This is a genomic window from Myxococcus sp. RHSTA-1-4, assembly GCF_020037125.1.
Lineage (GTDB): Bacteria > Myxococcota > Myxococcia > Myxococcales > Myxococcaceae > Myxococcus.
Map to the genome: position 1 here is coordinate 267,612 of NZ_JAIQDG010000007.1, position 15,100 is coordinate 282,711.

Below are 15,100 nucleotides of genomic sequence, written 5' to 3' on the forward strand. Positions count from 1 at the left end.
CCTCGTGTCAACCGGGGGGAAAGAAGAAGGTCCGGCGCCGCCAGGTGGTGGGCCTGCCCGGGTCCACCGAGACGTCGTCCTTCGTGTTGGAAGCGAGAATCTTCCATCCAGGCAGGGCCGCCGAGGTGCCGTCCGCGGGTCCCGGGTACGTGTCGATAAATGGATGATTGTCCTGGTATCGCTCCTCGATGTCCTGGCCGGCCGGGTACATGGACTCGACGGTGAGGGAGGGAGCGAGGACGAGCACGGCGCGGGTGTTGATGGGCAGGAAGCGGTGCAGCAATTGCCGCACCCGCTCTCCCTCGTCGGCCGTCAGCGGGTCTCCGAACGGAGTGCGGCTCACATACAGCCCAAGCGTGCCGCGGGTGTAGAGCTCGTCGTCCGTGAGGGGCGCCTCGTTGGCGGGCCGCTGCGGGGTGTACGCGAGCAGGTCCCCCCAGCGCCGCTGGAGCCCGGCACGCGCGAGGTCGGAGAGCACGATGCTCGTCGAGCCCGCATGGCGGCGCAGCGAGCCCTCCTCCGCGATGCGCGCCGAGCCCACTCCGGACAGCGCCACGCTCCTGTCGCTCCGGTGGAAGAGCCACACCGTCCCGTCCCCCAGCGCCACGGGCACCGGGGCTGTGTCCGCCTCGGGGCCGTCCGTGAGCAGCTCCGGCGCGCCGACGTCACCGGCCGCGTCCACGGACACGGACCACAGCCGGGTGCCGCCGCTCCGGTCCGAGCGGAAGTACACGCGGGCGCCGCCGCCCGGCAGCGCGACGATTCCCGGCTCGCGGTCCGTGGCGCGCCCGAGCGCTGGTGGGCGGGTGAGCTCGCGCTCCTCGCCCCAGGTGAAGGAGCCCGCATCGAAGCGGCGGTAGCGCAACAGCCAGGTGTCCTCGGCCGTGCCCCCGTCCGGGTGGTGCGCGTACGCGAGCCACAGGTTGCCGGCGCCGTCCCTGGCCACCGCCGGCTCGCGGCGGCCGCCCAGGCCCGAGGCCAGCGCGCGGCGGGCCGACCAGGGCCCATGCACCGCGCGCACGTTGTTGCTCGCGAGCCCCTGGGCCGTGGTGAGCGTGGTGAAGGCGCCGTCCGGGCGCCGCATGGACAGTCCCGCCGCCGTGGCGGCCCACACCGTCCCATCGCGCTCCAGCGTGACGCCACGCACGTCGTTGCTCGCCAGCCCGCGCCGCGTGTCGAAGGTCTCGAAGCCGCCCGGGGGCCGGCGCACGCACAGCCCGCTCGAGGTGCCGAACCACACCGCACCTCCGGCGCCCAGCGCCACCGAGCGCACGTCCAGCGAGGGCAGCCCGTCCGCGGCGCCGAAGATGCGCACGGTGCCGTCCGGCTCGCGCCTCACCAGCCCGCCGGCCGTCGCCGCCCACACCGTGCCGTCCCGCGCCACGGCCACCGCGCGCACGATGAAGCCCGGGAAGCAGTCCGGGGGGCCGCAGGGCCGCCACGTCCCGCCCGGGGGCCGCACACTGAGCGCCGCCGCCGTCGCGAGCCACACCGTGCCGTCCTGTGCCACGGCCACCCCTCGCACGTCGTTGGAGGAGAGCCCGTCGGCCGTGGTGAATGTGGAGTGGCTGCCGTCCTCGCGCAGGAGGCTGACGCCGCCCGCCGTGGCGACCCAGGCCGTCCCGTCCGGCGCGAGCGCGACGGCCCGCACGTCGTTGGAGGGCAGGCCCTTGCCGGTGTCGAAGGTGGAGGTGGTGCCGTCGGGCCGGCGGAGGACCACTCCCGCCGGGGTGGCGAACCACGCCATGCCCCGCGCGTCCACCGCGACGTTTCGCACGTCCGCGCTCGGCAGGCCCTGGGACTTGCCCAGCGTGGTGAAGGGCCCGCTTCCGCGCCGCACGCTCACGCCGGAGGAGGTGGCGACCCACAGCCGCTCGTCCCAGCGCGCCGAGTGGATGTGCCAGCGGCCCTCCTGGTGGGAGGCCCAGAAGAGGCTCACGGCACCGCCCGCGTCCGCCAGGGCATACGGGTCCGCGTGGAAGCCGTCCGGCACGGTGCCCACGTCCTGGGGCGCGCTCCAGGCGTGGCGCTCGTCCCAGTGGCCCCGCGCGGAGGCGTTGCCCGGGCCGAAGCCGAGCGCCCGAGCCGTGGTGGAGCCGGCGAAGTCCACCTCCAGCCGGGCGGAGTCCCCCGTCACCACCGTCTCCAGCCGCAGCGTGCGGTCCGGCTGCGCGGCGGCCCGCACATGGGAGAGCCGCCCGTTGATCGCGGCGGCCACCTCGGACGCGGTGGCGCGCCTCACGTCCGCGAAGTCCGTCTCCCGCACCTCGAACGTCTCCGCGCCGAAGCCGCCGGTGAGGCGCAGCCGCGTGCCCGGTGCCAGCGCGAAGGGCTCGCGCCGCTGGCCGAGCAGCCGGGCCGGCGTGGCGGGCCTCGGCGTGCCGAGCACCCAGCACAGGCGCGAGGCGGGCGTGTCCGGTGCCTCCACGAAGGCCAGCCACAGGCGCCGATCCGGAATCGCGGCGGCGGTGGGCATCGAGCGCGGCGCGGACGTGGGCAGCTCCACCGGATGCGAGTCCCGCCACGCGCCGTCCACCATCACCTTGTGGCGCACCTCCGGCGCCGTTCCCGGGACGCTGGCCGCCAGGGTGGCGCTCCGGGCCACGCGCGCCGGGGCGCTGACGGGCCCGGTGGAGAGCAGGTCGGAGGCAGGGAGCTCTCGCGCCTCGTAGAGGAGGTGCAGCCGCCCCGCGGCATCGCGCGTGGCCGAGGGCCTCCCTCCGGGCGCGCCCTCCAGGGTGACGAGGCTGGTGGGCGGCGCCTCCACGAGCAGCGCGGACTCGGGCCCCTGCGTGTGCGAGGCCAGCTCCAGCCTTCCGTCCTGCGTGGTCCGTACCGCCACCTCGGAGAGGACGGCGGCGAGCGCCGAGGCCACCTCCGAGGCGGTGGCGGCCTCGGGGCGTGCGAAATCCGTGGCACGGAAGCGCACGCCGGCCGGCGGTCCGCCATCCACCGAGAGGCGCAGCTCCATTCCGGGCCGCAGCGCGAAGGGCTCGGTGGCCGTTCCCTCCAGCCGGGCGGGCCCCGTGCTGTCGCCCCGGGCGGTGTCATTGCCCGGTCCAAAGCCCAGCACCGCCGCCGCGTCGTCGATGCCGCGCCAGGTGCCGCCCGCCTCGGTGGCGGCGAAGAGGTTGCGCTGCGGGGGGTGGTTGGCGCGCAGCAGGTGCTGGGCGAGCTCCGCCACCTGGGTGAACCACCCGGTGTAGTGGCTGACGAGCGCGCGCAGCCCGGGCACCGTCCCCACGCTCCGGTAGAAGCGGGGCACGGCCTTCAGCTCGTTGCGCTGGACGGGAATCCCCACGTCGAAGCTCAAATCCCAGCCGAGCCACTTCGCCAGCAGCGGGAGGAAGCGCGCGTCCACCGCGTCCACGTCCCGCAAGTCCATCAGCCCCTCCGCCGAGCCCCGCAGCGAGTCCAGCGGCAGGCCGAACAGGTCGAGGAAGCGCCGGAGCTGGCCGCCGCGCGGGGCGGCCTCGGGCACCGAGTCCGAGCCATGGCCGGGGGCGCGTGTCACCACGTCGTGCCGCCGGTACACCTCGGGCAGCGAGTCGTAGAGGACCTTGTTGAGGCCGTAGGCCTCCGTGGCGGTGGCCGTGGCGCGCGGGGCGCCGTCTCCGTCCACCGGCAGCGAGGCCCCGAAGAGCTGGTAGTAGTACGTCCGCCGGGGCACCAGCGCGCCGGAGGCGCCGCCGAGGTCCAGCACCTCCACCCGCTGCCGCAGCACGGTGCCGCCCGGGCCGAAGGTGGTGGACACCGTGCGCCGGGACGTCTCCTCCAGCCGCCCGCCCAGCGGACGCGCCACGGAGATGACGGAGGTGACGGTGCGCCCGCCGCCTTCCTCCCGCACCTCCCAGCCCGGCAGGTCCGTGGCCACGGCGGGCGGGCCCTCGGGGAAGGTGGTGCTGTCGTAGACGAGGAAGGCGTCCGCGCCCGGGGCGGGCGGAGGGAAGTCGAAGTCGCGCTCCTTGCGGCGCAGGCGCACGGGGGGCGCGTCGGCGAGCGTCTCGCCGTCCTCGGGCTCCAGCTCCCAGCTCACGCGGATGCGCCGTCCGAGGAGGTCGGAGGCCGCCTGGAAGTGCAGGAGCTTCATCTCGCCGTGGCCTTGACGGCCACCTCCAGGGTGCCTGGCTCGGGCAGCTCGAAGTCGTCCAGGTCGATGCGGCCCTCGGGCGCCACGTCGAGCGACAGCCCGCGGCGCAGCACCTCGGGAAGCTGCTCCAGCGGGGGCAGGTTGAGGCGCCGCAGCTCGGCCTCTATCTCCGAGTCCCCCGCGTCCCTGCGGCGGAAGCGCGTCACCGTGACGGCCAGCACGCCGGGCACGGCCTCCACCGCGCTGTAGAGGTCGCTGAGGTACACGGGCATGCCGAAGTCCACCCGCTCGTACGCGAGCAGCGCGCGCACCGTGGACTCCACCGTCTGGCGGACGGCCTCCGCGCGGTGGCTGGGCTGGTGCAGCACCTCCATGGCGACGTCGATGCGCACCGGCGTGGCGTCGAGGATGCGCACGAAGGTGCCCGCCATGCGCTTGTCCTCGAAGAAGGAGAGCAGGTGCCGCTTGAGGGCCTCCGGGACGGGCCGCCACGAGCCGCCCTGGGGGGCCACGTACAGCGCCACCTCGTTCCACCCCTGGCTGCGCGCGCGCGCCTTGGCCACGCCGCCGGCCTGGTGGGCCAGCGCCACGTAGTCGCTCACCGTGACGGCGCGACCGGCGGAGCGGAAGGCCTGGGGGCCGAAGCGCACGGCGTGCTCGGTGCTCTCCGCGTCCGCTCCACCCGCGGCAGGCTGCGGCTGGGTGACGGACTCCAGCAGGGAAATCGGAGTGCGCGCCTCGGTGATGCTGCCTGCCGGGACGTTGCCGGCGGCGCCTCCGCCCACGTGGTAGGAGGCCCGGATGTTGTTGAGCCCCACCGGGGGCTTGCGCCCGGACACACCGTCTCCGAAGAGGACCCAGGCCGTGTCCTTCTCGTCGAACTGGAGCGTGTAGTGGCGCGCCTCCGGGCCGGATGCGGTGACCTGGCCATCCGGGGCGAGGCCGAGAACGAGGCTCTCCCGCCGATGCCACGTCACCCAGCCGGCGCCCTCCTGCCCCTCCACCACGAGGGACTCGGGGAGCAGCGGCGCGCGCGAGAGGGCGAAGCGCAGGTTGGGCTCGCCGGTGGAGGAGCCGATGACCTCGGTGGGGACGTGCTGGCCCTGCCGCACGGGCAGCCCCGCGTAGATGCGCCGGCCGTCCGGGAGCGCCTCCACCTGGTCCGAGGTGAGGTCCAGGGTGAGGTCCGGCCCCAGGTACACGAAGGGCAGGGACACGCCATTGACGGCCCGGGTGGCGAACTGCGCGCCGTGGGGCACGGTGACGAGCGGTGAGCCCTGCGCCGGCGGGGCCCGGAAGGTGAGCAGGAGCTCCGCGGTGGCGGCCACGGGCGGGGCCAGCTCGTAGCCGATGAGCCGCAGCGCGTGCATCACGCTGCGCCGCTCCACCGCCGTGTGGAGGAAGGCCTCGTTGGCGATGCGGTCCTGGTAGTAGAGGAGGACGTCGCCCATGTAGGCGAAGAGGTCCACCATCAACATGCCGAGGTCGCTCGCGGAACGGTCCGTCCATTCCGGCAGCCGGTAGCGCGCCAGGTCCAGCATCGCGGCGCGCAACGAGGCGTAGTCCTTGTTCGTGTAGTCGATGGCCGGCGGTGGCTGCGCCATGGGGAGGCTCCTCTCAGGGCAGGACGAGGACGAGCTCGTCGGGGGAGGGCTCGTTGGTGGGGGCGTAGCGCAGGCGGACCCGCAGCTCGCCCTCCGCGTGGGTGACGTCGGCGCCCAGGACCAGCACGCGCGGCTCCCACGTCAGCAGCGCTTGCTGGAGCTGCGTGCGAACCAGGTCCGCGAGCACGCCGTCGTTGGGCTCGTGGACGAGCGAGTGCACGCGCGTGCCGAAGTCCCGCAGCATGGGCCGCTCCCCGTGACGCGTGCCGATGAGCACGCGGATGTTCTGGCGGAGCTTGTCCGCGCCGGTGGCCCAGGACACGCCGCCCGTCTGGGGGTCGATGCGGAAGGGGAAGGCCATGCCGCCCACGTCGTCGAGCTCGTTCGCCATGTGTCTCCCTCACTGAAGCGAGCCGGTGCCCGTCTGCGTCCCGGTGCCGATGACGGTGTTGCTCGTATTCGTCACCGTCACCGTCACCCCGGTGACGGCCGCCGCGCGGACATACGTGTCGATGGCCTCGGCCAGCGCGTCAGCCACCTGCTCGCTCGACCACGACTCGTCGAAGGCCTTCTGGAAGAGGCCCCGGATGGAGTCCGCGAGCTCCGTCTTGTTCAACGCCATGCCACGCCTCCTCTCGTGCGCGCGCTCACTTCACCCGGGCGCTGGTGGTGAGGTGGACCCCTGGCTGCAGCGGACCCACGGGAGGCACGGGCGGCCCCGAGGGGCCCACCGCCGTGGCGTGGGTGTGGAGGACGAAGGCGTCCCACAGCGTCTTGAAGGACTGTCCCCGGAGGGTGGGCTCGGAGGCGTCCTCGCCGACGTCCACCGTGGTGCCCTGGAGCGAGATGTTCGTGGCCACCACGCGCGCCGTGTTCCCGCTGAGCTCGAGCTGGCTGCCCTCCTTGTTGACCAGCACGGCCTGGCCCGCCGCGTGGAGCGTCAGGTGCGCGCCGTCGGGGAGGGTGAGGGTGACGGTGCCCTCGGGGGCGATGCGCAGTGCGACGTTGCCCCGGTGGCGCAGCACCACCTCCTGCTCGCCCTCCGCGTCGCGCAGCTCCAGGCTGTGTCCCGAGGGGGTGTGGAGGAGGCGGTGCTCCGGAGGTGAGACGGCGGCCTCCGGGGGCGTGGTGCCGGTGGGGTGCCAGGTGCCCACCCAGATGGGGTACTGCGGATCTCCCGCCTCGAACTCCACCCAGACCTTGGTGCCCACGGGGGGAATGAAGAAGCAGCCGTAGGGCAGGCACGGGCGCGCGCGCACCGCGAGCTCCCCGCCGAAGATCGCGGGCACGCGCACCAGCAGCCGGCCCAGGTGCTGCTCGTCCGCGTTGCCGGTGACCTCTCCGCTGTACTTGCCGTAGTACCTGCCGGCGTGCCGCTGAAGGGAAGCCTGGAGCATGGGGCCTTCTCACCGGGTGACGACGAAGTGGGTGCGGTAGGTGCCGCGGGCGTCCTCTCCCAGGGCGGAGCGCGTGTAGACGTGGCGCACCTGGCGCACGTACCAGTCACCCGCGGCCCAGGAGGCGATGCCCTCGATGGTGACGCGGCCCTTGGCGCGCAGCTTCACGGTGCCCACCGCCTCGCCCCGGCCGAGGAAGCCGAGCACGCGCGTGGGGTCCTGCTGGATGGCGGTCTCGGCCAGCGCCCGGTCCGAGGGCAGCCCCCGCACCTCCTGGCGCGGCACCTGCTCCGAGGGGTTGCCCGGCGCGCGCGCGGTTACCTCCAGGGCGGCGTCGTACTGCTGGACCCGGGTGGGGCCGCGGCTCGCGAGCTGGGTGCGCGTCGTCGCGCTGGGCGTGGGCAGCGGGGCGGGCTCGGGCGGGGGACCGGCCACGGAGTGGGCCTCTCCGCTGAGCGGGTCCTCCACCGTCGCGGACCTCACGGGCGCGGCGGCGCGGGCGATGCGCTCGTAGCTGAACTCGATGAGCTGGCTCATCCCCCGGCAGTACTTCAGCGTCCCCTGCGGCTCGGCCTGGAGCAGCTTGCGCACGGGCACGAAGTAGAAGGCCGAGGCGCCCTCGTTGTACTCGACGAAGGCGCGGCAGCCGTGCCTGTCGGCGAGCCGCTGGAGGAAGCGCCAGGGCCGCTCGTCCGGCTCGGGCCGCAGCGGGTTCTCCTCGGTGAACTCGGGGTCCGGGTCCGGGGCGATGGTCCCCACCTCCACGCCCGAGTCGCCCTGCTGGAACACCTGGAGGACGATGTCGCTCAGCCGGCCCACGTGGTTGCGCGGGGGCAGCGGCGGGCCCTGCATCAGCCGGTAGCCGAGGTCATACGCCGTCACCGAGACGCGGGGGACGCCGCCGTTGGACACCGGATTCGAGGAGACAATCTCCCCCTCGAAAAGCGTGGTGTGCTCCCGCGCCCAGCCCATCCCCACCTTGAGGGTGAGCCCCTCGCGGAACATCTCCCGGGCGATGCCGTCCGGGTCGTCCACCACGAGTGTGGCCTTGTCCAGGGCGCGGTCGTCGTCCTCCACGGTGACGGACTGCACCGTGGCTTCGACCGGCACCTTCTCCACGGAGACGGACACCCGGGGCCTGCGGGAATCGGCCATGGCTCAGAACCTCCGGGTCCGCTTCACTTCGCCCAGGTCGCCCGGCGCTGGAATCGACAGGGCGGCCCCGGGCCTCAGGTCCAGCGGGAAGACGAGCGCGTTGGCCTCGGCGATGCGCCACCAGGCATCACTGGCGCCGTAGTAGCGCCACGCGAGGTACTCCAGCGACTCCACCCCGGTGACGCGGTGCCGGACGAGGGGCGTGCCGGGCGGAGGCGGCGTGGAGGGGCGGATGCCCACCGTGGGGTGGACCTCGCCCCCGGCGTCCCGGGCCGGGTAGACGGGCGTGCCGTGATAGCGCGACGTGAGGTGGACAGGCATGGCGGGCTCCTTGCGCGCGCGGCTCAGGTGAAGATGCTGCTGAGGACGGGCGTGACGGCCAGGACGTCCTCGCCGAAGCCCTTGCGGCTGTAGCTGCGCCGGATGCCGTCGTGCCGCAGGAGGAAGTCCGCCAGCGGGGAGAAGGCGAACGTCTGCTCCTTGAGGGTGGCGCTGACCTCGGCGCGCGCGGGCGAGCCGTCATCCTGGAAGGCCGTCAGCTTGATGTTCAGGTCGGTCATCACGCAGGTGACGCTCAGCGCGCCGTAGACGAGCGAGCACTGGGGCGGCCGGCTGAAGCAGGGGACGTCACTGAAGCCCGCCGCCACCATCTTGGACACGTCGATGAGGTCCCACGCCGGCAGCATGAAGGAGCGCAGCACCGCGAGGTCCGGCTCGATGCTCCCGCCGTAGTGATTGTCCCCGTCCATGGGGCCGGGCACCGTGGCGTCCAGCGTGAAGTCCAGGGAGAAGGTGCGCGGCGAGCCCTCCAGCGCCTCCAGCGGGCGGGCGCCCACCAGCAGCGAGCCAATCTCCTTCGCGTCATTCATCAGCCCGGAGCCCCTCTCCACCAGCCCGGTGCCCGCCTGCGCCTGGTCGAACCTCCACTGCCCGAAGCTGTTGGCCTCGCGGTAGTTGAAGGTCTTCTTCTCCTGGAGCAGCTCCGGGTTGAACTGGAACCGGAAGATGAGCGGCGGCACGTTGTCGATGCTGGCGAGGTAGCCCGTCTTTCGCTGCATGGTGATTCCTCCTAGGCACCGAGGTGCGTGAGAAGCGTGCTGGCTTCGGGTGTGATGCCGCGCTCCTCCAGGTCGTGGATGGCGCGCACCACGGCGCCGAGGATTTCCTCGTCGCTCATGCGCCGCGGCGCGAGGGCGGTGGGGACGGGGGACGCGGCCGCCGCCGGGGGAGGCGCCAGCTCGATGATGACGTCCCGGATTTCGACGGTGGCGCGAGGGCGCTCGGCCTGGGCCGCCTCCGTGATTCTCGCCGGCAGCGTGCCCTCGGCGCCGGGCCCCGCGGTGGGCGTGCGCTGGAAGTGCTTCGTGACGGTGCCGAGCAGGTGCTCCAGCCCACCGCCGGTGAGCCAGCCCTGGTAGGCGTCCGCGATGAGCTCCAGGCCCGAAGGCCGGGCGCCGCGCTCCACGTCGAGCCGGAGCGACTCGGTGAGGGTGGCCGCTCGCGAGGCGACGCCGGACAGCTTCGTGTTGAGCTGCTGGGTGAAGAGCGCCTCGCCCTGGGCCGCCGACGCGTTGAGCGCGCTACCGAAGCGCGTGAGCGCTCCCTGCGTCTCGCCGAGGATGTTGCCTGCCTGCCGTGTGATCTGCTCGCCCGCCTGGGTGACGGCACTCCTCAGTTGGAAGAGATCCTCGGTGGGGGCGAAGCCGGGGAAGGGGGGAAGGGACTCCAGCGGCGCCTCCCCGGTGTACCGGGTGGCCGGGAAGGCGAGCCGCGAGGCCCTCTCCAGCGCCTTCACCTGCTCGTCCGTGAGCGGGTTCTTCTCGTGCACCAGCGCGTAGAGCGGGGGAAGGACGGCGGGGAGCACCCGGACGACGTAGACGAAGGCCCGGAAGACGAGCGTGTCACCCAGGGTGGTGAGCACCGCGAAGAGGGTGGTGGTGGCCCAGCGCAGCAGCGTGTCCACCGTGCGCTGCAGGCCGCTGGAGAGGAAGTGGAAGGCCTCCAGCGCGGTGTCCAGCAGCACGCCGACGATGTCGAAGACGGAGGCGAGGATGCGCTCCACCGAGCTGGCCAGCACTCCCAGGACGATGACCCCCAGGCGCGCGCCCGCGGAGACGGTGTCGAGCAGCGTCACCATCAGCGTGCCCCGCAGCGTGAGCGCGTTGCGCAGCCCGAACTCCAGCACGCCGAGGATGGCCAGCTTGAGGTCGTCCAGCCGAGAGAAGAGCAACGCCAGCGAGCCGAGCACCAGGGGGATGAGCTGCCGCAGCCCGTCGATGACCTTGGTGATGCCCTGGAGCACGCCGCGCGCCAGCTCCAGCATCTGCATCCAGCGCGCGCCTGCCTCGGTGCTCGGCAGCGCCGAGACGCCCGCGGCCTTCTCCGGCTCACCCTGCGCCGCCAGGAAGAGGCCGGTGAAGGCATCGGCGGTGGCGCGCAGGTCGCGCAGCATCGCCTCCATGTCGGGCGCGGCGGCGGCGGGCGGGGGCGCGACGGCGGCCTGGGCCTCGGACGCGGCCGGGGCCACGCCGGAGAGGAGCCGGTTCGTTATCCGCTCCAGCGTGCGGGCGATGCGCTCCACCTGCCCGAGCATCACCGGCAGCGCCACCCCGGAGAGGGTTCCTCCCACGAGCCCGCCGAAGAGGCCGCCGAAGAACCGGCCGAGCCCGCCCACCAGCCCTTCCAGGAAGGCGCCGAAGCCGCCGCCGGGCGCCAGGTCGTTGATGTTGACCACGTACACCTTGAGCGCGTCCGCGAAGAGGGGCGGCTCGCCGAAGCGGGGCCCGCGCTGGAGGGCCGAGGCGAAGGCCAGCCCGTGGTAGCGAGCGGTGCTGCGCTCCACGTCCTCCAGCGCGCGCCGCGTGACGCGTAGCTGCGTGAGGATGAGCCCGAGCTGGCCGATGAGCTCTTCATCCATGGCCGCCCCTCCTCAGCTCTTCGCTCGCGGTGGTGTACGCGGTGGCCACGGCTCCCTGAAACTGGTGGGCCAGCTCCAGGGCCAGGGCCTCGTCCAGCGGCCGGCCGCGCGCGTCCAGCGTGAGCCGCTGCATGCTCACCCGTCCCACCCGCGCCCGCCGCGCGAGCAGGTGGGGCGACGTCGGGTACGCCTCCTGTCCTGCGTGCCACCAGGAGTCCATCTCCTCCACGTAGAGGGGCAGGGTCTGGCCCACGAGCTGGAAGCCGCCCATGGCGAGCCAGCCCTCGAAGGCCTCGGCCAGCAGGTCCGGCCGGCGCGCCGCGAGGCGTGCCTGGAGCTCCTCGGCCTGTGCGCCGAACACCGTGGCCGTGAGCTGCTCCGACTGCTCGGAGATGGCGCGGTAGCGCTCGGGCGCGCCGAGCAGCATGGCCTCCGTCTGTACCCGCTGGAAGACGTCCGCCACGTTCTCCAGCAGGTCCTCGCCCACGAGGAGGTTCTCCCGCACGGTGCGCTGGACGCCGTCGCGCAGCGTGGCCAGCGTGGAGCGAAAGTCCGGCGCTCCCCAGCCGAAGAAGGCCCAGCCGAGGTGGGGGAAGCCGACGTGCTCCGGGTACTGGAAGCGGGCCGTCTCCGGAGGCAGCGGGGGAGGGGCCGTGGTCGCCGCCCGGACCACCTGCTTCATCAGGTCGAGCTGGCGCAGGTGCTTCTTCTTGTCCTTGAAGAGGAACTCGGGGACGAGCGAGAGCTCCGCCTCGGCCATGGTGAGTGCGCTCAGGGCTCCGGCGCGCGTGGCGACGCGGCGCACGTTCGCGTCCAGCACCAGCAAGTCCCGCAGGGAGAGGGACGGCATCCCGGGGATGAGGAGCAGGAGCCTCGCGCCTCCGAAGCCCATGGCCGTGGCGAGCAGGGGCAGCAGGTCGGCGTTCATGATGAAGTCGACGAAGCGCCGCAGCTTCTCGATGACGACCGTCCACGCGTGCAGGTACTTCGAGAGGTCCTCCACGAAGAAGACCACCGCGGTGACGAGCTCCTCCCCGTAGAGGTGGCCGAACTCCAGGAAGACGCGCAGCGTCCCCAGGAAGACGCGCTCCACGGCCCAGAGGAAGTCGGAGGCCTGCTGCGCCACCTTCAGCAGGTCGCCGTAGACGGTGTCGAGCACCTGTCGCCGCAGGCCGATGACGGTCTCCTCCAGGGCCGCGACACCGTGCTTCGAGAAGGCGTCGAGGAGGGCGAGCCGGAGGTTGGCGCCGCCCGGCCCGTGGAGGAGCGTGAGCCACTCGGGAATCAGCGGCAGCACGAGCGCCGTCCCGACGAGGAGCCGCGTGCCTTCCTCCAGCATCGCCACCGGAGACTCCGCCAGGGGGCCCGGAGTCCCCGCCGCGGCGAGCGCTTCCTCCGCGTGGGCCACGGCCTGTCCCGTGCGCTCGGCCTCCAGCCGCTGGAGCAGCTCGCGGCCCGTGAAGTAGTCCGTGAAGAGCGCCTGGGCCTCCGCGAGCTGGCCGGCGACGCCGCGCAGGTGCTCCGTGCTGCTGCCGAGCGCGCGCCACAGGAGCGCCGCCTCACCGAAGAGGTCCGAGGCCTTCCGCCGCCGCGGGTCGAACATCTCCGGCGAGACGCGCTCGAAGCGGGCGATGGACGCGTCAATGGCTTCGAGCACCTCCGCCGTCCGCTCGAAGAGCCCGGGCACGAGCCGCTCCTGGCGCACGGCCAGGCGCACCCGGCCCAGCTCGCGGGAGAAGCGGGAGCCGGCCCGCTGGAGCGAGGCACCGAAGCTCGGCGCAGGCGTGGATGGCGCGAGGGCCCGGTGTTGGACCCGGTCAATCCAGAGCGTGACGGCGTCGTCGCGGAAGGTGAGGGTGGGGTAGTCGCGGCTGGCGCTCTCCAGGAGGGACGCCTCGCGCAGGCGCGCCCGCAGCCGGCGGCCGACCTCCTCGAACGCGAGTGAGATGCCCTTGAGCTGGAGGGCGAACGGGGCCTCGAAGGCGGCCGCGATGCGGGCGAGGTCGATGGGCATCCGCTCACACCTCCCCCGGGGCGAGGTACCGCTGCTCACCGAGGCGCTGGAGCAGCAGCGTCCTGAAGCCCGTCACTTCGGCGGTGGCTCCGTCCGGGTGGCGCAGGTGCAGCCGGTGCACCACGGGGCGGAGCTTCCCGCTGTCGCGCGGTGTCTTCACGGGGTACGTCTTCCCGCCGTAGAGGTTCTCGTCGAGGGCCTCGAACACCTCCCGCAGCGTCGGGACGTAGGCGTGGAACGCGGGCGGCAGCACCGTCTCCACGACACCCACCATCACCTCGCGCAGGGCCGTCTCCCGGGCCCGGGCCCGCGCCAGCTCCACGCCCGCCTTTCGCACCTGCTCGCGCCGCTCCCTGCCGAGGACGCCGTGGATGTCCCGGGCCACCTCCAGCTCCGCGAGCCCCTGGGGGCCGATGAAGGGACGCCTCCCGCGCAGCGTGTCGAAGACGTTGTAGAGGCCCTCGCGGGGCTTCAGCTTCTCCAGTTCGATGCGGGGCAGCCCGCCCATGCGCGCGGCGATGTCGGCCGGCTTCGGCAGCTTCGGCGGCGGAGGCATGGGAGGTGGAGGCGCGAGGAGCCACTCCGGAAACAGCCAGCCGCCCTCGGAGGGTGGTTCGGGCGGCTTGGAGGGCTTCGGCGGGAGCTGGCTGAGCGCCTCCTGGATGACCTCCACCTGGTGCAGGAAGGACGTCATGACGCGGCCGAGCGGGTGCGTCTCGAAGGCGGCGGAGAAGAAGCCGTGAAGCTGCTCGCCGTAGCCTCCCAGCCGCGCGCCGGACGACTCCGCGAACCTGACGAAGGTGGTGGAGACCTGCTCCACGAGCCCGGAGAGCTGGCGGCCCACGGCGGCCAGGGCCCGGCCGATGGCGGTGAGCGTGAGCCGGAGCCCCTCAAAGGGAGAGCCGGGGCCGGAGAGCATGCCGGCCAGCGTCTCGGAGGTGTTGGAGACGACGAGGGCCACGGACTCCAGCACCGCGTCCTTCACCTCCAGCAGGGCCACCGCCTGCCGGGCGAGCTTCAGGGTATTGCCCGCCACGTACACGATGAGCACCGCGGCGGCCGCCATGACGAAAGGCACGAACCGCGCCAGCGCGTCGAACACCTCCAGGATGCCGCGGAGGATGGGGTTGCGGACCTGCTCACGCGGGCCGAGCAGCACGTCCACGAAGCCGAGGAAGGCCTCCATCAGCCGCGCCGCCGCGCCGAGCGCCTCGTGGACGAGCCCGTACTTCCGGAGCCAGTCCGGCCTGAGGGCTCCGGCGGCGGGCAGTCCCAGCAGCGCGAGCGGCAGGTCGAGCACGCCAGCCCCCAGCACGAGGCCACCCACGAGGACACCCACGAGGACACCGGCGATGGCGCCCACGACTGCCGCGAACCACCCCGGCAGGTTGCGCAGCAGGAAGGCCACGAGGAGCAGGACACCGGTGGGCGAGAGCGCCAGGCCCGCGGCGATGCCGGTGAACCCCGCCAGCGGCTCCTCCAGGTTGAGGCCCGGCGTCTCCCGCACCCGGGCGCGCTGTATGGCGAGGAAGCGCTCGCGCAGCGCCTCCAGGTTGACGAGCACGACGCGCAGGTGCCCGCCGCGCAGGGGCAGGCGCGGGCCGAACCAGCGCACGAGGAAGGCGCCCTGGGCGCGGCCGATGAGCACCTCCTCCAGCCGCACCAGCTCCACCCAGGCGGACAGCCCCAATCCGCCCTGCACGCCGTGGACTCCCCGCCACAGGGCGCCGGCCACGGGGTGCAGGAGCAGCGCGATGGGCATGGGGCTACCTTCTCCTCGAGGACTCGAGCTGGGCGTTCTCGCGTTCAATCTGCTCCACGAGCAGCCGCACGAAGGCGCGGCGCTCGCCACTGTCCAGCTCCATCAGCTCGGACCAGGACCAGTGCAGGTGGTAGGCGAGGAAGAACACCTCGCGGCGGAGG

At 73.2% G+C, this 15,100-nt stretch carries 12 protein-coding genes; all 12 read right to left on the minus strand.

Translation table 11 applies throughout. From position 1 onward, the window contains the following. Positions 1 to 7 precede the first annotated feature (7 nt). From K8638_RS13150 to K8638_RS13205, 12 genes are read right to left on the minus strand one after another with little or no spacing between them, the layout of a single operon-like run. Positions 8 to 4,090: a phage tail protein gene (locus K8638_RS13150; RefSeq protein WP_223754839.1), complete on the minus strand. Its 4,083-nt coding sequence runs from the start codon at positions 4,088 to 4,090 to the stop codon at positions 8 to 10. Continuing rightward, positions 4,087 to 5,694, minus strand: coding sequence for a baseplate J/gp47 family protein (locus K8638_RS13155; RefSeq protein ID WP_223754840.1), 1,608 nt, complete (start codon positions 5,692 to 5,694; stop codon positions 4,087 to 4,089). The genes K8638_RS13150 and K8638_RS13155 overlap by 4 nt, the downstream gene beginning before the upstream one ends. A gap of 13 nt (positions 5,695 to 5,707) precedes the next feature. Continuing rightward, positions 5,708 to 6,085, minus strand: a complete 378-nt coding sequence (locus K8638_RS13160; RefSeq protein WP_223754841.1) for a GPW/gp25 family protein — start codon at positions 6,083 to 6,085, stop codon at positions 5,708 to 5,710. 9 nt (positions 6,086 to 6,094) lie between these two features. Then, positions 6,095 to 6,316 (minus strand): hypothetical protein, encoded by a 222-nt coding sequence (locus K8638_RS13165; protein WP_223754842.1) that lies wholly within the window; start codon positions 6,314 to 6,316, stop codon positions 6,095 to 6,097. Positions 6,317 to 6,341: 25 nt separating this feature from the next. Beyond that, positions 6,342 to 7,091: a phage baseplate assembly protein V gene (locus tag K8638_RS13170; RefSeq protein ID WP_223754843.1), complete on the minus strand. Its 750-nt coding sequence runs from the start codon at positions 7,089 to 7,091 to the stop codon at positions 6,342 to 6,344. Between the two features lie 9 nt (positions 7,092 to 7,100). After that, the gene (locus K8638_RS13175; RefSeq protein ID WP_223754844.1) at positions 7,101 to 8,246 is read right to left on the minus strand and encodes a hypothetical protein; all 1,146 of its coding nucleotides are present in this window, start codon (positions 8,244 to 8,246) and stop codon (positions 7,101 to 7,103) included. Positions 8,247 to 8,249: 3 nt separating this feature from the next. Then, positions 8,250 to 8,567, minus strand: a complete 318-nt coding sequence (locus K8638_RS13180; RefSeq protein ID WP_223754845.1) for a hypothetical protein — start codon at positions 8,565 to 8,567, stop codon at positions 8,250 to 8,252. Between the two features lie 23 nt (positions 8,568 to 8,590). Next, complete coding sequence (locus K8638_RS13185; RefSeq protein ID WP_223754846.1) at positions 8,591 to 9,304, minus strand: hypothetical protein; 714 nt, start codon at positions 9,302 to 9,304, stop codon at positions 8,591 to 8,593. Positions 9,305 to 9,315: 11 nt separating this feature from the next. Further along, positions 9,316 to 11,163 (minus strand): hypothetical protein, encoded by a 1,848-nt coding sequence (locus K8638_RS13190; protein WP_223754847.1) that lies wholly within the window; start codon positions 11,161 to 11,163, stop codon positions 9,316 to 9,318. Further along, entirely contained in the window at positions 11,156 to 13,177 is a 2,022-nt protein-coding gene (locus K8638_RS44845; protein ID WP_305071159.1) for a hypothetical protein, read from the minus strand. The genes K8638_RS13190 and K8638_RS44845 overlap by 8 nt, the downstream gene beginning before the upstream one ends. A 4-nt stretch (positions 13,178 to 13,181) precedes the next feature. After that, positions 13,182 to 14,939 carry a hypothetical protein gene (locus K8638_RS13200; protein WP_223754848.1) on the minus strand — a complete coding sequence of 586 codons (1,758 nt, stop codon included), beginning with the start codon at positions 14,937 to 14,939 and terminating at the stop codon, positions 13,182 to 13,184. Between the two features lie 4 nt (positions 14,940 to 14,943). After that, positions 14,944 to 15,087: a hypothetical protein gene (locus tag K8638_RS13205; RefSeq protein ID WP_223754849.1), complete on the minus strand. Its 144-nt coding sequence runs from the start codon at positions 15,085 to 15,087 to the stop codon at positions 14,944 to 14,946. Positions 15,088 to 15,100: the final 13 nt, after the last annotated feature.